We start from the raw sequence: 20,296 nt of genomic DNA, 5'->3' as shown, positions 1-20,296 counted from the left end.
AACAGGGCTGGATAAAAATCCAACTCTGTTTTTCTATTTGAAATACAAATAAAGACTGTTTATAAGTGCTATTATTCCAGAGAAAAATAGTACTATCACCCACTGAACCATGTTAAGCGGGGAAGTATGAAATATACCTCCAAGAAACGGTACATAACAAATTGCAATCACCATGCATATTGATGCCGATATTGCTCCAAGAAGATATACATTGCTGAATAAATTTATCTGGAATATTGAATGTTTTTCAGATCTGCACTCAAATACATGCACAAGCTGTGACATTATCAAAGTTACAAGTGCCATTGTCCTTGATGTCTTTATTCCAAAACCAAGGTACTGTCCAACTGCAAAAGAAAGCACTGTACATGTCCCAATGAGCGCACCTCTAACAATTATCTTCTCCGTGAGTCCCCTTGCAAATATACTCTCATTCTTCTTTCTCGGCTTTTCCCTCATTATGTCCCCTTCCGGCGGATCTACTCCAAGAGCTATTGCCGGAAGACCATCCGTTGCAAGATTAACCATGAGTATCTGTATGGGAAGAAGAGGTATTTCAAGGTTAAACGCCGAAGCAAGAAACATTGTAAGAACCTCTCCCAGATTACAGGATAAAAGGTATCTTATAAACTTTCGTATATTATCATATATAACTCTGCCCTCTTCCACCGCAGAAACTATTGTTGCAAAATTATCGTCGAGAAGTATCATAGAGGAAGATTCCTTTGTAACATCTGTTCCTGAAATTCCCATACATATCCCTATATCCGCTTCTTTTACAGCTGGAGCATCATTTACCCCGTCACCTGTCATTGCCACAATCTTGTTCTTTGACTTGAAGGCCTTGACTATCCTTAACTTATGCTTGGGGGTAACTCTTGCAAACACAACCTTGTCATCAACAATTTTTGAAAGCTGTCTTTCAGACATACGATCGAGTTCATCTCCGGTTATCGCCTGGGACTGATTACTGCATATTCCAAGCTCTTTTCCTATTGCAAAAGCAGTATTTTTGTGGTCTCCCGTTATCATTACCGGCTTTATTCCTGCCATTTTACATCTTAATACTGCATCTTTTGCCTCTTTTCTTGGTGGATCTATTATGCCTGCTATTCCTACAAATATCAGATTCTCCTCTAGTTGTCCCCCTTTTACGAGATTGCTGTCTTTATACGCTCCAGCTATACATCTCAATGCATTAAAAGACATTTCTTCAACTGCCCTTAGTATTCTGTTTCTTTCACTTGAACTCATAATTCTCTTTTTACCATGGTCAAGCACATACTTGCACCTTTTTATTATTTTTTCCGGTGCTCCTTTTACACAGCCTATATTTTTCCCATCACATCTCACTATAACAGACATCATCTTTCTATCTGAATCAAACGGTATATCATATATTCTTGAGGATTTTCCAAGAAACTTCTTAAGCTCTCCGGTATTTCTAAAATAAACTTTTATGAGTGCCGCTTCAGTAGGATCCCCAAGCAGGCTTTTTGATATATCCTTATTGTCTTCATCAAAATCACAGTCATTGCAATATGTAAATATTTTCTTCAGCATAATGTTTTCAGGAACTTTGACTTTATCAAGATTATAAAGTCTGCCGTCAAAATACATTGCCTTCACAGTCATTCTGTTTTCAGTAAGCGTACCTGTCTTATCACTGCATATTATAGAAGTACATCCAAGCGTTTCAACTGCTGGAAGTTTCCTTATAAGTGCATTTCTCTTCAACATTCTCGAAACTCCAAGTGCAAGTGCAACTGTAACTATAGCTGTAAGGCTCTCTGGAATAGCTGCAACTGCAAGGCTGACTCCAAGGAGAAACATCTCGTATTTATCCTCGCCTCTCAATATTCCTGTAATCGTAACAACTGCACAAACTGCAATGCAAAGGACTACAAGCACTCTTCCAAGATTGTTTAGCTTCTCTTTAAGCGGTGAAGTATCTTTTTCTATATTCTGAAGCATTCCGGCTATCTTTCCCATCTCAGTGTCCATTCCGACTCCTACAACCTTTGCTTTGCCCGATCCTTTAAGAATTATTGTACCCATGTATATTGAATTCTCATCATTTTTCATGCTCTTCTTTACTCCTGCAGATTCACCTGTTAGAAGAGATTCATCCGCCATTATGTCATTCTCCTCGACAATCATACAGTCCGCAGGAACCTTATCTCCGCTTTCAATTACTATAAGATCGCCTATTGTAAGATTCTCAGCACTTATAACTCTTACTTTGCCCCCTCTTATTACCTTGGATGTAGGTGATGTCATATTTTTTAATGCCTCCAGGGATCTTTCAGTTTTAAATTCCTGTATAAATCCCAAAAATGCATTCATTATTACTATTATTATTATGGTAACTGCATCCGCTTTTTCCCCCATAAATCCCGATATTACAGTAGCTGCAATCAATATCCATGTTATAAAATCATTAAATTGGGATAGAAATATTTTAAAAGGGGACACTTTTTTGTTTTTTTGAAGTGAGTTATGCCCGTATTTTTCCAGTCTCCTTGAAGCTTCAGCTTCAGTTAAACCGCTTTTGATTTCCCTTTCATTGATCAATTTGAATACCTCCATGTATTTGTTTGGTTTATGTTCATTAATAATATATATGCCAAACCAATCAGCCATTATTCTATCAATATAAAAGTCAGTTTAATTTAAAAGCAATAATTTTTGTGTCAAACTTCGACTTCCAACTGGAACTATAATACATAATAATATATAATAATATAAGTTTGACTATTTAATTTATAATCAACAAATGTTAGGAGGAAGATTTACAAATGAATGACATTGTATATATAACAGGTCACAAAAATCCAGATACAGATTCCATATGCTCCTCTATTGCATATGCAGAATTCAAAAATAAAACCGGAGTAAATGCCATTCCAATAAGACTTGGAAACATAAGCCGTGAAACTCAGTTCGTTTTAGATTACTTCAAAATAAAACCACAAAAACTTATGGAAACAGTCAAAACACAAATAGCAGATTTGAATTTTGACAGTGTAAACCCAATCTCCCCTCAGACTTCTCTTAAAACAGCCTGGGCAATGATAAGGAAAAACAGTGTAAAAACACTTCCTGTGGTTGATGACGAAGACAGGCTTATAGGTGTAGCATCACAATCCAATATAACTTCATCTTACATGGACATATGGGACAGTAATGTAATCCAAAAAAGCGGTACATCCCTAGACAACATATTGGATACACTTGCTGCAAAGTGCATATATGAATCAAAAAGCTCTTCAAATTTCAAGGGAAAAGTAATCGTTGCTGCAATGCAGCCTGAAAGCATCGACGATGTAATAGAAGACGGCGACATAGTAATATGCGGTGACAGGGTTGATGCTCAAAGTGTAATTTTAGATTCCAACGCCTCACTTATGATTCTTACTGGAAATCATGAAATATCTGACGAAATAATAGAAAAGGCAAAGAAGGTTGATTGTTCACTTATAGTTACACCTTACGACACTTTTACTGCTGCACGGCTTATACCTCAAAGCATTCCAGTTAATTATGTAATGAAAAAAGAAGGTATAATATCATTCAGAACAGACGACTTTCTGGATGACGTACGCGAGGTAATGCTCGATACAAGATACAGAAGTTATCCCGTAGTCGATAAGGAAAACAAGGTAGTCGGAAGCATGTCGAGATATCACCTTATATCTCGAAACAAAAAGAAAGTAATATTGGTGGACCACAATGAAAAATCACAATCAGTTGATGGCCTTCAGGATGCAGAAATACTCGAAATACTCGATCACCATAGAATAGCCGATATACAGACAGGATCTGCAATATATTTCAGGAATGAGCCTGTAGGCTGTACAGGTACCATAGTCGCTTCCAGATTCTTTGAAAATGGTATAAGACCTTCAAAGAAAACAGCCGGTCTCCTGTGTGGAGCCATAATTTCAGATACACTTCTGTTTAGGTCTCCTACATCAACTGAAGCTGATAAAATGATGCTCAAAAGACTGGCTGGAATCGCGGACATAGACCCTGAAAAATTTGCAAAAGAAATGTTCAAGGCTGCTTCTTCCCTTGAAGGAAAAAGTCCTGAAGAAATACTCAAGCAGGATTTCAAGATATTCAACCTTGAAGGAGTAAAAATAGGTGTTTCTCAGATTTCTACAACAGCTCCCGAAAGTTTCTCACTTGTACGGGAAAGTATTGAAAAACTTATGGATTCAATGTGCAAAAATGATGGATTCGGACTTATGATATTCATGCTTACGGATATAATAAAAAGCGGCTCAGAACTGATTTCTATAGGTAAATACAGTAACATAGTTTCAGACATATTTAATGTAAAACTTGTAAACAATAGTGCATATGTACCTGGAATACTTTCAAGAAAAAAACAGATAATTCCACCGCTTACAACTGCAATGAGCAAGTCAGGCAAAAAATAATATATAAAAAACAAATCCGAAGATACAAAATGTATCTTCGGATTTGTTTAATCTCTTATTTCACTTATGTCCACAGTCCTCATTTTCAAATCTTGAAAATCCTCGCTATTAAAATAAGTACCCTTCGTATTTTTTTTGTCGCAACTTTCAAAATTGCCTCCTCTGTTTAAAGAAACTTTTTTGTGCGGTTTTTTTAAACACGGACGCACGGCAGAGTTCATGTATTCCGGAGACCAGTACATCATATATGGATCAACGGGATATACAAAAGAAACCGGAGGACAAGGGTACGGCATTCCATAGTATCCATATGGCATATAATCATATCCCTGGTTAGGGTATCTGTACATATAAAATTCCTCCCAAAATATTAAATCATTATATTATATGTAGTTACAAACCATATGTTTACTAAAATTTTATATTCCTCTATCTCTTCATACTGTTTACAAGACCCCACATATCATCTGAAGTACTGAGAGCCTTTGAACTGAGCTGAAAAGCTCTCTGTGCCAGTATCATATCGGTCATCTCTTTTCCCACATCTACGTTTGATCGTTCAAGATATCCCTGATATATTTGTACATCGTTGTTCACATATATCTGAGCGCCATCTTTCGGAGAATATAAGCTGTCACCTATTGATATCATTGAATCTCCACCAACTGCATTATATATGTTGATTTTTCCGTACAAAACATTTTTATTTCCATTTTTTACATAAATATTGCCATCTACGTCAACCGTAAGATTATCATTTGTAAGCTTTGTACCGGCTGCTGCTCCATTCATCTGTATATCTACTTTATTGCCATCCGCATCTACAAGCGTACCATTGACATCTACATTGAAGTCTCCTGCCCTCTCATATGCAGCTTCCCCTGTCGGAAGCATCACTTTGAAAAATCCTTCTCCGCCTATTGCCAGATTGGTTTTTATACCTGTTTCTTCAAGGGTTCCTTCATGCATATCTCTAATCCATCCTGTAGTTCTTGTTCCATCTCCACTTACAAGTGCAGTATCTGAATTGTGATTTACAGGATATCCGGTTCTGTCCAAAGTTTCATACATAAGGTCACGAAAATTTACATCTTCGGATTTATACCCTGTTGTATTTACGTTTGCTATATTGTTTGATATACTGTCTAACTTGTCCTGTTGCGCATTCATTGCACTTACACTGTTCCATATGGATCTAAGCATTGCATATCATCCTTTCTCTATGTATAATCACACTTTTCCTACCTGATTTATAAGTTTGTCAAGAGTTTCATCTATAGATTGTACAGCCTTTTGATTTGTCTCAAAAGCCCTCATCGTCGTAATCATGTCAGCCATTGTACTTATTATATTGACATTGGAGCTCTCAAGTGAATTCTGCCGTACAACTGCATTCGCCTCCACAGCACCATTTCCTTTATATAGATTGTCTCCTACCTTGGTAAGATTATTATAATCGTTGAAATCTGCTGTATAAAGCTTATACTTTGGATTACCGTCTATACTTATGTCTCCCTGCGTATTACAGGTTATCTTGCCTTTTCCAACATTTATAGGACCCAATGCACCCGTCTCAAGGTTTCTTGCAAGAACAGTATCTCCTGAGTCATCTACAAGCATACCATTTATATTTACATGAAAATGTCCGTCTCTTGTATAATAAGTGTTGTTCTGGTTTCCCTCCTGCCTGGATACAGCAAAAAATCCTTTTCCATCTATTGCAAAATCAGTAGACAAGCCTGTGTCTTTTATAACTCCACCGCTAAATTCTGTATTTACACCATTGACTTCACTGCCAAGACTTATATATCCTATGGTATTTCGTACATTTTTCCCGCCTACAACTTTGTCATGGTTTTGAAGAAGCATTTCCTTGAAATCTCCCACAGAAAGATCATCTTGTTTAAATCCAACCGTGTTGGCATTTGCAATATTATTAGTTATCACATCCTGTTTGGCTTCCTGTGTTATCATACCAGATACCGCAGTATAAAAACTTCTAATCATTTTTTGCCTCCATTATAATTATTTATTACCTTCATGTCCTCAGGATACTGCATTCCAATACCTCTAGCCTTTTGCTCTATCTGACTTCTGCTCATCTGATAATTTAATTTGGCAGCAAGCATTATAGATGTGGAAAATATTATACCTATGCCTATGCCAAGAAGCATTTTTCTATCACTGAAGAAATCCAGCACTTTCACTATCTTATGTACAATTGCTTTATTAATATGAGCTCCCCCTTCCCTATTCCTGTTTTTTCTGAGATCTCATCTATTGGAACATCCTCGTCAATCATTTTCTTTATTTCATCTATCTTAACATTATTGTAATTTTCAAGTTTATTTTCAGGCTCTTCATTTTCAATTATATCATGATTTTCCTTATTTTTCTTCAAATCCTCTATTTGTTGCTGAATTTCAAAAATAGTTTCTCCAAATTCCTTTCGAATCTCCCCTATTTCCATGTCTGTATCACCAAATGACTTCTCTCTTAATTCCAAGTCATTTTTAAAACTGTGTTTTTCCTTCAATACCGCTCTTGCATTAAAAACTACAAGTGCTATTCCAAACAAAAAAAGTATTACTGCTTCCATCAAAAACTCTCCTTCAGACTGTATATTTCAATTTCTGCATTACCTGTCTAAGATGAATTATGGCTCTACTGTGAAGCTGACATACTCTTGACTCCGACACACTCAGTATATTTCCTATTTTTTTTAGTGTAAGTCCTTCATAATAGTAGAGTGTTAGGACAAGATTATCTTTCTCATTTAACATTTTAAGAGCCTTTTCCAAATATTCAAGTTGTTCTTTCTCTTCAAGTATTTTTTCAGGGCTTGGACTTTTATCGTCCTCTATAGTACCCATTATTGGAATATCATCGTCCCCCGAAAATATAAGATTTTCAAGTGAAACTATCGATATGTAATTAATATAATTTTCAACTTCCACCATATCTTTAACTGAAATATTCAGCTTTGCACATATTTCATTTACCGTAGGTTCACGGCCGAATTCTTTCTGCAAATCCTCTATTGCATTGTTATATCGGTTAAGTTTGTCTACAGCACCCTTTGATATGGGACTGTTTTTTCTAAGCTCGTCTATCATTGACCCCTTTATACGGATAGACGCATAGGTAGAAAATTTCATTCCACGGCTTTTGTCAAATTTGTTTATGGCATCCATAAGTCCAACTATCCCGTAGCTTACAAGGTCCTCATACTCTATATACTTTGTCTTTCCTATTATAACCCTTGAAGCAATGTATTTTACAAGAGGAACATATCTTTTTACAATTTCCTCCTTTATATTGGATTTATTTGATACAGCCATGGCCTAATCCTCCCTTGTTCCTTTTTTTATCTGATCTCTCATGATTTTAAAAACTATTGATATTATTTTTTCTCTGTTTGTCTCATCAAGGTCAATAAAAGATACTCCACACAAAACCCTGTCTTTTACCTGGTTTTTATCTATTCTTGCAATTTTCCCTCTTACTGTTATATTTTCAGAATCACTTGGTATTGTTATCATAAGAAGAGAACCGTAGTAAAGCTTGTCTGCGATTTTGGAGTCAATTGAAAGTTTCATTCCGCCTCCGCTTAAATCAATTGAAATTGCATTAAAAAAGTCCACTTGATTATTTAAATGTTTTACATCTTTCTCTACAGGAACAACAGCGCAAAGTACATCTATCATAAATGGTATTCTTACAAAATTTCTTCTTTGATAAAGTTTTACCTGCTCGGGTTTTTTTATATCTATTATAAGTATTCTATCTATTTTTCTTGAAACTACAATACTTTCAAAAACATATACATTCTTTTTATAAATATAAGAACATATGACCTTTTCACCCCGCTTAAGCGGAAGGTATTTTCCATTATTCACCGGAATGCTTATTCCTATTGTGTTGTCGCTTACATCCTGTATATTACTTTTATAAAAGTCATCTTCCATCTCAATTTCAATTTTATTGTTTACCAAAAATTCCACTTCATAATTCATCTACCATCTTCTCCTTATGAAAATATATTAAAAACTTTTGCAAAAAGCCCTTTTATACTACTGTGTTTTCCAACTGGAACAGTTGCAATTGCTTTATTTATTATTGAATTCATATCCTTTGCTGCACGAGATGTAGGACAGGCAATTACAAATGGTATCTGATTTTTAACTGAACGCACTACCTTTTTGTCATCTGACAGATAACCAAAGTAATCAAGCTCTATATCAAGGAACTTGTTAACAGCTGAATTGAATCTATGGAATGTATCCTCTGCTTCATCACCTGTGGCTGCCCTGTTTATAACAACTCCAGCCGAGTTTTTAACTTTGGAATGATCAACTGCCTTTACAAGACTGTATGCATCCATAAGCGAAGTTGGTTCCGGTGTCATAATTACAATCAACTTGTCACAGCATGATATAAACTGAAGTACATTTTTACCTATGCCTGCTCCGGTGTCCATTATTATATAATCGAAATTTTCAAGTTTGGAAAGATTTTTCATGAAATTTTTCCTTTGCTCACTTGAAATCTCACCAAAATCCGGTACAGCCGTTCCTCCTGGAAGAAGTCTGACACCAAATGGGCCTTTAACAATTACATCTTCTATATCTTTTTTCTTGAATATTATATCATATACACTATATTTAGGTAAAAGACCCATTAGTACATCATCATTTCCCATTCCCATATCAGCATCAAATATAAGTACGCTTTTTTTCATTTTTCGAAGACATATAGCTGCATTTACCACAAAATTACTTTTACCAACTCCCCCTTTTCCAGATGTCACTGTAATTATAATAGGTTTCCTGCTGGAATCAACCTCATTGTTTTCAACTTCCCTGCTTTCCATAACAAGTTTCCTCAGCTTGTCGGCCTGGTCTAGCATATTATATCCTCTCCTATTATCAGTTTTGCAATTTCTTCAGGTTTTAAATTTTTTATATCTTCAGGCACATTTTGACCTGTAGTCACAAAACTTATAGGTTTTTTCGCAGCATAAACAATGTTCAATATAGATCCATAAGTCGAAGTTTCATCAAGCTTGGTTATTATAACATTATTGTATTTAAGTTCTTTATAGCCATTGACAATCACATCTATGTCCCTGTTTTTCGTCGTACAGCTGACTACAAGATTAATATTCTCCGTATTTGTTTTCTCAATAAATGCTCTAAGTTCAGATATTTGCATTTTATTCTTGCTGCTTCTTCCTGTAGTATCGACAAGTATTACATCACATGATTTCATACCTTCAATGGCTCTTTCCATATCCTTTATTGTAAGAACAACCTCAAATGGTATATTCATTATATCTGCGTATGTTCTGAGTTGTTCTACTGCTCCAATTCTGTATGTATCAATAGTTACAAGGCCAACTTTTTTCTTATCAACAAGAGCTAGTTTTCCGGCAAGCTTGGCAATCGTAGTAGTTTTTCCAACTCCAGTCGGCCCCACAAGAACAACTATATCCTCAAGTGACTTTTCTTCAACTTTTATCATGTCTCTGACTACAACTTCAAGTTTTGTTTTTTCATCCACATCGTCATCCATGCAATCTACATCTCTAAGTATCCTTTTTATAATTTCAGGATTTAAATCACTGCTTTCCAGCTTCAGCTGAAGTTTGCTCTTTCCCGGAATTCCATTTGAATTTTGCACGATTTCATCGAGCATGCCTCTCATCTTTCGGACTTCCTTCACAAGACTTTCATCGTTCCTGTCATTCAAGTTGTTCATGTAAACACTGGATGTCCTTGGCCTGCCTTTATATTCTGTTTTCATCTTCTTGCTCTTAGAACTTACCGCCTGTTTTAAAGCCTCTATGCTTCCAATCATATTTTCATCACTGGCTTTTTCACGTGAATTGTCAACAGCTACAGTAACCTCTATAATCTTTTTTGAAAAAAATCCTATAAAACCATTTTTTCTAACTTTTCTTTGACTGACTATGACAGCCTCTCTTCCAAGTTCATGTTTTATTTTAGCAATAGCTTCATTCATGTTCCTGGCTCTGTATTTTCTTATAATCATTGTATTGAAATCACTCCTTCAGTCTTGATTTCCACGTCATTCGGTATTTCATTTAGAGAAAGTACTGTAACTGAAGGAAATACCATCTCTATAAGCCTCCTGAATGCTGAACGTATCTTTGGAGAAACAAGAACTATAGGCTGATTTTCATAAAACACCACAGAATCAAAGGTATTTTTCATTGAATTCAATATTTTACTTGTATTCTCAGGATCTATTGCCGGGAATGAACCCTGCATGGATTTTTGTATGTTTTTTCCAACCATATCTTCTATCCTCGGATCAAGAGTTACCACTGAAACAGTATTATTTTCATCAATAAGTGAATTGCATATACCCCTTCCAAGTGCAAATCTTACGTATTCAGTCAAAAGCTCTATATCCTTTGTATTTCGGGAATTATCCGCAAGAGATTCAAGTATTGTAACCATATCCTTTATAGAAACTCTCTCCCTCAAAAGATTCTGCAAAACCTTCTGCACTTCACCTATAGTAAGAAGATCCGGTATGAGTTCCTCCACTACAGTAGGATATTTTTCCTTTACAGAATCAAGTATAAGTTTGACTTCCTGTCTCCCTACAAGTTCATAGGAATGTTTCTTAATTGTTTCAGTCAAGTGAGTTACCATTACAGTAGTAGGATCAACTACTGTAAGTCCCTTTATTTCGGCTTCCTCTCTCTGATCCTCGTTTATCCATGTAGCAGGAAGTCCAAAGGATGGCTCTTTGGTACTTATTCCCTGAATACCACCTTCTACTCCTGTAGGATCCATGCACAAAAGCATGTTTGGCATAAGTTCACCTTTTTGAATTACAGTTCCTCTTATTTTTATGATGTATTCATTTGTCTTCAGCTGAAGATTGTCTCTGATTCTTATAGGTTGTACTATGATTCCCATTTCAATAGCACACTGCCTTCTAACAGATGTTATTCTCTGCAGAAGATCTCCACCTGCACTTTCATCTGCAAGAGGTATAAGTCCATAACCAATTTCAACCTCCATCGGTTCCACCGATATCAAATTCATCACATTTTCAGGTTCCTTGTTTTCTATCTCTGTCATCTGCTGCTGCTGTACCTCTTCATTTTCGATGTTTTTCTGAATGTCATCTTTATAAAGTAAATATGCCGCTATAAAACACATTGCAGACAAGATTATAAATGCAACATGTGGAAGTCCAGGTATTATTGCAAGAAAGAGAAGCACTCCACCTGCAACAGCTATTACCTTTGGAAAACCTGTAAGCTGCTTCATCGCAAGCGTTCCAAAGTTTTCATCACTTCCCGAGCGCGTAACGAGTATTCCTGATGCAGTTGATATTAAAAGTGCCGGAACCTGTGATACAAGTCCATCACCTATAGTCAGCTTCACATAAGTCTGAGCCGCAGTTTGTGCATCCATTCCAAGCATTAAAACTCCCATTATGATTCCTGCTATAATATTTATAACAACAATTACAAGTGAAGCTATAGCATCACCTTTTACAAACTTGGAGGCACCATCCATGGCACCATAAAAATCAGCTTCTTTCTGCAGTTTTGATCTCTTGTCTCTTGCACCTTTTTCATCAATAAGTCCTGAATTCAAATCAGCATCTATACTCATCTGTTTTCCAGGCATTGCATCAAGTGTAAACCTTGCAGATACTTCGGCAACCCTGCTGGCACCATTAGTTATTACAATAAATTGAACTATTATTATTATAAGAAATATAATTATTCCTACCATGTAGTTTCCGCCTACAACAAAGCTTCCAAAAGCTTCTATTACTTCGCCTGCATAGGCATCTCTGAGTATCAGCCTTGTAGATGAAATATTCAGAGCCACTCTGAAAAGTGTTGTTATAAGAAGCAGTGTCGGGAAAACAGAAAACTGCAGTATTTCCGTAGTAAACATGGTCAAAAGTATAATTATTATGGACAGCGTTATATTAAATGCTATAAAAATGTCAAGAAGTTTTGACGGCAGTGGTATTATAATCATAAGTACTACAAGAATTACCACCATGCCCATTATTATATCCATATTGTTTTTTATATTGAATTTTTTCTTGCTGTTTTCCAAAATATCACCTCACCTTGTAAACCATAGCCATTATTTCAGCTACTGCCTGATACATCTCAACAGGTATTTCTTCATCAAGTTCAACTTCTTTATATATAAGCCTCGCAAGCGACCTGTTCTCAAATATTGGTACTTTATTATCCTTTGCAGCCTGCTTTATTCTAAGTGCGACTGCATCAAGGCCCTTTGCCAGAAGTACAGGAGCATTCTCCCCTTTTTCATACCTAAGTGCAACCGCCACATGGGTAGGATTTGTAATTACAACAGAAGCTTTAGGAACCTCCTGCATCATACGCCTCATGGCAAATTCTCTCTGTTTCTGTTTTATCTTGCCTTTTATGGCAGGATCACCTTCATCCTGTTTAAATTCCTCTTTTATCTCCTGCTTGGACATTCTAAGATCCCTGTTGTACTGAAATCTTTGAAACATATAATCAACAATTGCAATTACAAATAAAATAAGAGTTACCCTGAAAAATATATTTACAGTAAGCTTTCCAACTGCTTTTGCAACTGCTTGTACATCAAGTTGTCCAAGCATTAATATGTATATGTAATTGTCCCGCACAAACTTATACCCTATGTATCCAACAACAACAACTATAATTATATCCTTGAAAAGTTCCATAACAGACCTCAAGGAAAACATCCTTTTTAGTCCATTTATTGGATTTAACTTTGAAAGGTCAGGCTTAAGAGGTTCCATTGTTACAAGTCCCCTTGTCTGAAGCATATTTGCAAGAACTCCCATAACAAGTATTGGAATTATTATTGGTAAAAGCACTATCCCAATTCTCCAAACCGTTATAAACATTATTTTTCTTACGCTTCCATAATCAAGAGACATAGTCAAATAATTATTTAAGAAAGCTCTCATGCTTAATCCAAGCTGTGAACCTGTGTATCCTCCAAGAACTGCAATTACAAGAGTGGATATCATAAGTGTAAGTGCAAGGCTGATTTCCTTACTCTTTGCAATCTGACCTTTTTTTCTTGCATCACTTTTCTTTCTCGGAGTAGCTTCTTCAGTCTTTCCATCTTTTTCAAACACAAGTAGAAGTGGAAGTGTACTATAAAGGCCTTTTATCGAATTCGGTATGTTTGTAAAAGACTTTTCCATAATATCTGCAAAAATTGGAAGTGCAAAACAAAAAGATGCAAGTCCTATTAATATTTTTACTGGAAGTCCGAGAATCATTATGTTAAGCTGTGGAACTGTTCGTGCAATAAGCGACATTGTTAAATCTGCAAATAAAATTATGAGTATAATTGGGATCGCTATCTGCACGGAAACATTAAAATATTCTATAAATGCCTTGAATATTACATTAAGCGAGTCTTTGGCAAGCATAAAATTCCCAAGCTTTATAGCATCAAAGCTCTGAATAAGCGATTTTATAAGCATGTGATGGCCATCAACCACTAGAAATATGACCATACAGAACCAATAGAGCATACGTTCAAGCAGTGTAGTGTTACTGTTTGAAGAAGGATCAAACATAGTCATCATAGAAAATCCAACCTGCATATCCATAAGATTTCCCGCAAATCTGACCATTGAAAAACATAAATTTGTAAGAAACCCAAGCATAAGCCCTGCAGCCGCTTCGTTTGTACATTCCATTAAAAATGGCCATATATTGTTTATATCATTTATAGACTTATAGTTTATTCCCGGCATTAATATATATGCAATTGCAAGTGCAATCCCTACCTTAACCGCACCCGGAGTCCCTTCCGGGAAAAACACTGGAACCAGTACAAAAAAGCAGAAAAGTCTTATTGATACAAGAACCAATGCGGTAAAATACAAAGTATCTATCAAGTTTCCACACTCCTATATACTGATCATTGAGTTATTTGTGCTATATAAGTAAAAATTCTCTGAGTAAAACTCACAAGTTCCTGCAGCATCCAGCTTCCTGCAATAAGCCCTACTACGGCTATGGCAATAAGTTTTGGCACGAATGTAAGTGTCTGCTCCTGTATCTGGGTTGTAGCTTGAAATATACTTATCACAAGTCCAACAACTATAGACACCAGGAGAATAGGTGCCGAAACAACAAGCCCTGTCTGTATTGCATCCTTCATTATTCCAATTACCATATTTTCACTCATTTTAATTCACCTCACGAAAAACTTGCAATCAACGACTTCACAAGAAGATACCATCCATCAACCATTACAAACAGCAGAAGCTTAAAAGGAAGTGATATCATTGTAGGCGGCAGCATAAACATTCCCATTGACATAAGCACACTTGCAACTACAAGATCTATTATCATAAACGGTATATAGAGCAGGAATCCCATTTCAAATGCAGTTTTCAATTCACTTATTATGTACGCAGGTATTACTACATTAAGAGGTGCATTGTCTTTTGTAACATTGTAGTTTAGTTTTGCCTCGTCTACAAAGAGCTTCAAGTCTTTCTGTCTTGTCTGCCTGAGCATGAACTTTCTAAGAGGCTTGGCCCCTATATCTATAGCCTGCTGCTGTGTAATCTTGTTCTGCATGTACGGCTGAAGTGCATTCTTATTTATGTCTGTATATACCGGATACATTATAAACAAAGTAAGAGCAAGTGCAAGTCCTATAAGTACCTGATTAGGAGGCGACTGTTGTGTTCCCATTGCACTTCTCAGGAATCCAAACACCACTACTATTCTTACAAAACTTGTCATAAGCATTATAAAAGAAGGAAGAAGTGTCAGCACTGTAAGCATTATAAGAAGTCTTATGTTTTGAACATATTGTGTTGGTGTAGACGTACCTGCATTATCCATAGATACATTTATATTCGGTATCTGCATAGTCTGCGATGCATCTGGTGCAGCACACACACTGCTTGACGCAATGGCAATTATAAATAATGTAATAACTGATACAACTACAAAATTTCTATTAAGTTTAATGTTCATTTTTATCTTCCTTTTTTATCTTTAAGTTTTTTATAGAAATCTTTCAGGCTTTTATACTGCGGAATACTCTTCCTTGTCTCGACTTCCGATATTTCCTCTTTCGTAAGCTCATACATTATTTTTACATCACCGGATGTCGAGGAAATTACATACGCCTTTTGCCCTATTTTCACTAGAAAAAGTGTGTTTTCCTTGGAAAGCTGGGTTCTTTCAAGAATCTTTATAAATCTTTCCCCCTGAAAGTTTTTCAACTTTTGACCTCCAAGCTTCATAGAAGCATATAATACAAACAGGATAAAAAGCAAGGCAAGTATAGTCCTGAACATCAGCCATATGAATTGTAAATCCATTTTGTTCTCCTCGAATAAGACTTATTACTGTACTATCAAATTTGTAAAATAAACATTGCTTAACTTTCCATCTTCAAGCATTGGATTTATTTTTTGAATTATTTGCATCTTTATATTATCCATATTTTTAGGCACTATTTCAGAAGCTTTTTTGCTGCTCAATATTCCAATAACAGCATCCATGACTACAGGTTTTTTATCAGTGAGTTCGTCCGTAAGTTTCTTTTCATCATACCCAAGATATACATCCGCCTTCAAGTATCTTTTTGCATCCTGATCTGAAAGATTTACAGTAATTTCATCAAGCTGAAAAGTTTTTGAAGATACAACCTGACTTAAATAGGAAGAATCCGATGAACTCTGTCCCTGACTTTGAGCCTGTGGTGCACTTGTCTGTACTGTTTGATTCTGAACATTACTATTCTTGTTTCCTTTTTTTAAAAATTTGTTGTATCCTATAAATACGCCTGCCCCAACTACTGCAAGTACCAATATAAATATAATTATAGTTTTTAATTTTGATGAACCTGCTTTTTCAGTTTTGTTTTCCATTTTGTATACCTCCATTCATCCAATTGCAATTTTAACATTGCAGTCAATCTATATAAAACATGGGAATAACCATTATACATTATATAAAGTTTCCCCCGTATATCTTTCTTTTGTATTCTATGACTTTGTCTACTATCTCGTCATTTGATTCCTGTACAAGATATTTTCTTCCATTTGTAAGTGTTATTAAACTCTCAGGTATGGATTCCAATTTTTCAATAATATCGGAATTTAGAATAAACTCCTTGTTATCAAGACCAACAAGTTTTATCATAAAAAGCCCTCCCATAAATATAATTATTGTTTATATTATAAATCCAAACCGCTGTATTATGTACAGTTTTTATAAATTATACAGGTAGAAGAAGTTATCTTCTACCTATGTAAAAAAATTATCTCTTTAAGTTTACAAGATCCTCAAGTATTTCATCATCTGTAGTTATTATCTTTCCATTTGCCTGGAAAGCCCTGGTTGATACTATCATATCGGTAAATTGCTGTGCGAGGTCTACATTTGACATTTCAAGCGAACCTGTAATAATGCTTCCATACTCATCCGTACCACCTGTTCCATATACTGGATCTCCTGAGTTTTTAGAGGAAGAATACAGATTCCCTCCATTTTTCAAAAGCCCGCCTTCATTTGAAAATGATGCAAGTGCAATTTGTCCTACAACTTCTCCATCAGGATTACTCTTGGTTTTAACAGTTATAGTTCCATCAGTACCAATTGATATTGAAGTAACCTTATTAGTTTCAGGGTCATCTGTAAGCCTTATTTCCGTGGTAGGTTTATCAGTATTTGTAGATCCTGGAGTTTCATATCCCATAACATGATGTCCATCCTGAGTAACAAGATATCCATCTGAATCTATTGTAAAAGAGCCATCTCTTGTGTAATAATCATTATCTCCATCTACACTTACTACAAAGTAGCTTCCTCCTTTACTTAACATCAAATCCAAAGTTCTATTTGTAGTCTGCTGGCTTCCTTCTGAAAAGTCTGTATTTATCCCCGCAACTTTCACTCCAAGACCGCTTTGCTTTGCATTTATACCTCCCACTCCATCTTCTACGGGTGCACTTTCATCTGAAAGTGTCTGGCTCATCATGTCCGAAAAATTCATGGCCTGACTTTTAAATCCCGTAGTTGACGAGTTTGCTATATTGTTCGCAATTACATTCAGCTTCTGCTGATTTGCTCTAAGCCCGCTTATTCCTGAATACAACGATGGTAACATATATTTTTCCTCCAATTTTGTGTTTAATTTTAATCCCGTATCTGTCATTCAACAGGATGCGGCTTCCAAAACAAGGTCCAGCCGCTATACTATAACCATACTGTCTATGTTTGTAAAAATTCCTCCATTGCTTTCATCTTTTCCAAGGGCTGTAATGACTGTCCTGTTCTTTATGGAAGCAATAAGTACAGTATTTTTGTACAAAAGTGCGGATTCACTGCATCCTTTGTTCTCTGCCCTGTTCAGTGCAGAATCTATATTTTTCATGTCTTCTTCATTTAAATTTATCTTTCTGCTTTTGAGCCTTTCTGCTGCATGGTTTGAAATTGTAAATCCTTGCGATTTTTTTATTTCAGAATCAAAAGTATCCTTGAAAGATTTTTCACTTGACACATTTTTTCTACTATTTGACTTTGTGCTGCTGTAAGCCTGTGAAAGATCCTGGGCAAAGTGCAGTTTTCCATTGACAATCCTATACCCCATGGATATCACATCCGTTTCCTATTTATTTTCTATACTTGAAACATCATTGAAATCAAATTGTTTCTCGGTACCATCCGCCAGTTTTACAATTACAATTACCGTTCCATTGCTCCTCGATACCGATTCAACAGTTCCACTGTAATACTTTCCATCTGCATCCTTTTGACTTGTCTCCACTTTTTTTCCTATAAGAGAGCTTGCGTTTAAAAGAAGTATGTTGTTCGTAGATGTATTATACGTATCACCTAAATCCTCGACATCTGAAACATCATCTATATTTATTTTCTTATATTCTCCAGATGTATTTCCATCTTTATCGGTATTCTGTCCGACAAGTACATTCAGATAAACGTCATCCCCATCTTTTAACACTCCGGTTACAAGACCTCCAATAGGATTGCCGTCACCATCTTGCTGTGTCGAAGTGATATACTTGTTTACCATGGAATTAGCTGTACCAAGCTTACTCGTCTCATTTAAATTAAGCATCTGCTGCAGCGCCGAGAACTGTGCCAGCTGACTTACATATTCGGTACCACTCTGACTGTCACTGTTTGTAGGATCCTGATTTGCAAGCTCTGCAGAAAGTATCTTTAAAAACATGTTTTCGTCAGCCAAACTGCTGCTTCTTGAAGATTTCTTTGAAGTATCGTCATCTTGAGCATACGAACTTGCAGCACTTGCAGCTATTTTACTGTCTAAAATATCATTTCCTATTACCGTTGACATTCTCAATCCTCCTCCCTTAAATTAAATTTCATCATGCCAGCATATTTACATTGCTGTCATTATAATACTCATCATCTTCCACCTTGGAATTGTCTTCAGTCATTCCCTTCACTGAAACATCTCTATTTTTCTTTTCTCTTCCCTGCTGATTCTCTTTTCCATTCTGACCTTTGAAAAAAGTTGTATCTTCCTGATAAAGATTAAGTGAAAAATCCTGAACCTTTATAGCATTTTCCGAAAATTTGCTTGAGATGTCAGGAAGATTTGCATTTAATGCATTATAGGCATCTTTATTCGAAGCTGTAAGGACAGCTCTCATCTTTCCATCTTCCATTACAAGATTTATAGTAACATCCCCAAGTCCCTTAGGTGTTATTTTTACTGTAAGATCCTTCATGTCGTTTACTTCCATATATTTGACTGTTTTTATAATATCCTGACCTAAATTATTCTTGTTTATAGTCAGTTTTTGAAGTCCTGCATTAATACCTGATGCAGTATTCTTGCCACTTAATTTATCAAATTGTGTCATAAAATTTACTGTTTTTGATATATTGCTGTCGTCAGATTTTTCTCCATCAAGTATCTTGCTCAAAATTTCACTGTCTTTGCTCGAAGAAAACTTTTCTCCACTTTCACTTGAAGTGTCCTGACTCAATCCTGCATTCTGTCCATTTTCAGCCTCAATTTTTACAGGTTCATACAAGTTCAAGTTTGAAAGCTCTCTATGTAAATTAGGCATTTCTGAGTCATCATTCCCCTTGACTATTTTTGATGCAAGTTCTGTATATATCTGAGATTTTAAATCAGAATCAACAGATGCTTCACTTCTAGGCAGCGTTGAAACTACATTTTCTGAAATTGCAGATGCTATGGTCTTTGCAATTTCTTCTTTATTGTCAAATTTTGATAAAACATTCTTGACAACTTCAAGATTTTCAGAAACAGCATTGGAAATTATGTCCTTCAATGAATTTATATCTGTCCCTTTTCCATCAAGGTCAAATGTGGAATCTTTTGAAATAGAACTACTTATTTCTTTCGAAATATTTTCAATAAGCTTTCCAAATTCAGACTTTATATTCTGGACCTTAGAAAAAATCTCACTTAAAGCTGCAAGAAGATCTGTTCCATCAATCTCTCCATCATTAATCTTTTCCTTGATGTCATCTATTTGCTTATCATCAAGACCTGCCTGTTTAAGATATTTTTCAATTTTAGAAATATCATCCGATGAAGTTTTTTCCACAGGAGCTTTTTCTGAATCGCCGGAATCATTTATTGATACATCTTTTGATATATCACTTGATTTTTTTATAAACGAACTAAATCTTTTATCAGTCGCTTCAGCTGATTTAGAAACTTTCGGACTACTGCTTGAATTTCCCTGAACATTTGAAGCAGCTAAAGAATTCAATGTTTGTGATACGTTCATCTATTTACTCACCTCCTTTC

Annotated in this window: 22 protein-coding genes; 1 reads left to right on the top strand and 21 read right to left on the bottom strand. The window is 35.7% G+C overall.

The genetic code is table 11. The features are described 5' to 3' along the window. Positions 1-33: 33 nt before the first annotated feature. Positions 34-2,571 carry a calcium-translocating P-type ATPase, PMCA-type gene (locus AC4CVH_RS01300; protein ID WP_490786301.1) on the bottom strand — a complete coding sequence of 846 codons (2,538 nt, stop codon included), beginning with the start codon at positions 2,569-2,571 and terminating at the stop codon, positions 34-36. 227 nt (positions 2,572-2,798) lie between these two features. Here AC4CVH_RS01300 and AC4CVH_RS01295 point away from each other — a divergent pair, with 227 nt between their 5' ends. Further along, positions 2,799-4,445, top strand: a complete 1,647-nt coding sequence (locus AC4CVH_RS01295; protein WP_490785906.1) for a putative manganese-dependent inorganic diphosphatase — start codon at positions 2,799-2,801, stop codon at positions 4,443-4,445. 47 nt (positions 4,446-4,492) lie between these two features. Here AC4CVH_RS01295 and AC4CVH_RS01290 read toward each other — a convergent pair whose 3' ends face one another. The 20 genes from AC4CVH_RS01290 to AC4CVH_RS01195 all read right to left on the bottom strand — a co-directional run bounded on the left by AC4CVH_RS01290 (position 4,493) and on the right by AC4CVH_RS01195 (position 20,276). Further along, a complete protein-coding gene (locus tag AC4CVH_RS01290; protein ID WP_490785905.1) occupies positions 4,493-4,795 on the bottom strand; it encodes a hypothetical protein in 303 nt (100 codons plus the stop codon). Between the two features lie 79 nt (positions 4,796-4,874). After that, positions 4,875-5,648 carry a flagellar basal-body rod protein FlgG gene (locus AC4CVH_RS01285; protein ID WP_490785904.1) on the bottom strand — a complete coding sequence of 258 codons (774 nt, stop codon included), beginning with the start codon at positions 5,646-5,648 and terminating at the stop codon, positions 4,875-4,877. A 27-nt stretch (positions 5,649-5,675) separates the two neighbouring features. Continuing rightward, the gene (locus AC4CVH_RS01280; protein ID WP_490785903.1) at positions 5,676-6,452 is read right to left on the bottom strand and encodes a flagellar basal-body rod protein FlgG; all 777 of its coding nucleotides are present in this window, start codon (positions 6,450-6,452) and stop codon (positions 5,676-5,678) included. Further along, positions 6,449-6,646 (bottom strand): hypothetical protein, encoded by a 198-nt coding sequence (locus AC4CVH_RS01275; protein ID WP_490785902.1) that lies wholly within the window; start codon positions 6,644-6,646, stop codon positions 6,449-6,451. The genes AC4CVH_RS01280 and AC4CVH_RS01275 overlap by 4 nt, the downstream gene beginning before the upstream one ends. 5 nt (positions 6,647-6,651) lie before the next feature. After that, positions 6,652-7,044, bottom strand: a complete 393-nt coding sequence (locus AC4CVH_RS01270; protein WP_490785901.1) for a hypothetical protein — start codon at positions 7,042-7,044, stop codon at positions 6,652-6,654. Between the two features lie 13 nt (positions 7,045-7,057). Next, positions 7,058-7,786 (bottom strand): FliA/WhiG family RNA polymerase sigma factor, encoded by a 729-nt coding sequence (locus AC4CVH_RS01265; RefSeq protein ID WP_490785900.1) that lies wholly within the window; start codon positions 7,784-7,786, stop codon positions 7,058-7,060. A gap of 3 nt (positions 7,787-7,789) precedes the next feature. Further along, complete coding sequence (locus AC4CVH_RS01260) at positions 7,790-8,461, bottom strand: flagellar brake protein (RefSeq protein ID WP_490785899.1); 672 nt, start codon at positions 8,459-8,461, stop codon at positions 7,790-7,792. 14 nt (positions 8,462-8,475) lie between these two features. Further along, on the bottom strand, positions 8,476-9,354 hold the full coding sequence (locus AC4CVH_RS01255) for a MinD/ParA family protein (RefSeq protein ID WP_490785898.1): 879 nt from the start codon (positions 9,352-9,354) through the stop codon (positions 8,476-8,478). Continuing rightward, positions 9,348-10,499, bottom strand: a complete 1,152-nt coding sequence (flhF, locus tag AC4CVH_RS01250; RefSeq protein ID WP_490785897.1) for a flagellar biosynthesis GTPase FlhF — start codon at positions 10,497-10,499, stop codon at positions 9,348-9,350. The genes AC4CVH_RS01255 and flhF overlap by 7 nt, the downstream gene beginning before the upstream one ends. After that, positions 10,496-12,526 carry a flagellar biosynthesis protein FlhA gene (gene flhA / locus AC4CVH_RS01245; RefSeq protein ID WP_490786300.1) on the bottom strand — a complete coding sequence of 677 codons (2,031 nt, stop codon included), beginning with the start codon at positions 12,524-12,526 and terminating at the stop codon, positions 10,496-10,498. Before flhA ends, flhF begins: the two co-directional genes overlap by 4 nt. 43 nt (positions 12,527-12,569) lie before the next feature. Then, complete coding sequence (locus tag AC4CVH_RS01240) at positions 12,570-14,390, bottom strand: fused FliR family export protein/FlhB family type III secretion system protein (protein WP_490785896.1); 1,821 nt, start codon at positions 14,388-14,390, stop codon at positions 12,570-12,572. A gap of 23 nt (positions 14,391-14,413) precedes the next feature. Continuing rightward, entirely contained in the window at positions 14,414-14,683 is a 270-nt protein-coding gene (fliQ, locus tag AC4CVH_RS01235; RefSeq protein WP_490785895.1) for a flagellar biosynthesis protein FliQ, read from the bottom strand. Positions 14,684-14,694: 11 nt separating this feature from the next. Next, positions 14,695-15,486: a flagellar type III secretion system pore protein FliP gene (gene fliP, locus AC4CVH_RS01230; protein ID WP_490785894.1), complete on the bottom strand. Its 792-nt coding sequence runs from the start codon at positions 15,484-15,486 to the stop codon at positions 14,695-14,697. Positions 15,487-15,488: 2 nt separating this feature from the next. After that, a complete protein-coding gene (locus AC4CVH_RS01225; protein WP_490785893.1) occupies positions 15,489-15,836 on the bottom strand; it encodes a flagellar biosynthetic protein FliO in 348 nt (115 codons plus the stop codon). A 24-nt stretch (positions 15,837-15,860) separates the two neighbouring features. Next, a complete protein-coding gene (locus tag AC4CVH_RS01220) occupies positions 15,861-16,388 on the bottom strand; it encodes a flagellar basal body-associated FliL family protein (protein WP_490785892.1) in 528 nt (175 codons plus the stop codon). A 79-nt stretch (positions 16,389-16,467) separates the two neighbouring features. Beyond that, positions 16,468-16,662, bottom strand: coding sequence for a flagellar FlbD family protein (locus AC4CVH_RS01215; protein WP_490785891.1), 195 nt, complete (start codon positions 16,660-16,662; stop codon positions 16,468-16,470). Between the two features lie 118 nt (positions 16,663-16,780). Then, positions 16,781-17,629, bottom strand: a complete 849-nt coding sequence (locus AC4CVH_RS01210) for a flagellar hook-basal body protein (protein ID WP_490785890.1) — start codon at positions 17,627-17,629, stop codon at positions 16,781-16,783. Between the two features lie 84 nt (positions 17,630-17,713). Further along, positions 17,714-18,112 carry a TIGR02530 family flagellar biosynthesis protein gene (locus tag AC4CVH_RS01205; protein WP_490785889.1) on the bottom strand — a complete coding sequence of 133 codons (399 nt, stop codon included), beginning with the start codon at positions 18,110-18,112 and terminating at the stop codon, positions 17,714-17,716. Between the two features lie 18 nt (positions 18,113-18,130). After that, positions 18,131-18,841: a flagellar hook capping FlgD N-terminal domain-containing protein gene (locus tag AC4CVH_RS01200; protein ID WP_490785888.1), complete on the bottom strand. Its 711-nt coding sequence runs from the start codon at positions 18,839-18,841 to the stop codon at positions 18,131-18,133. Positions 18,842-18,872: 31 nt separating this feature from the next. Continuing rightward, entirely contained in the window at positions 18,873-20,276 is a 1,404-nt protein-coding gene (locus tag AC4CVH_RS01195) for a flagellar hook-length control protein FliK (RefSeq protein WP_490785887.1), read from the bottom strand. Between the last annotated feature and the right edge of the window lie 20 nt (positions 20,277-20,296).

Source organism: Clostridium pabulibutyricum (assembly GCF_058242705.1).
Note: the sequence above shows the minus strand (reverse complement) of the source record. Positions and strands in the feature narration are given on the sequence as shown.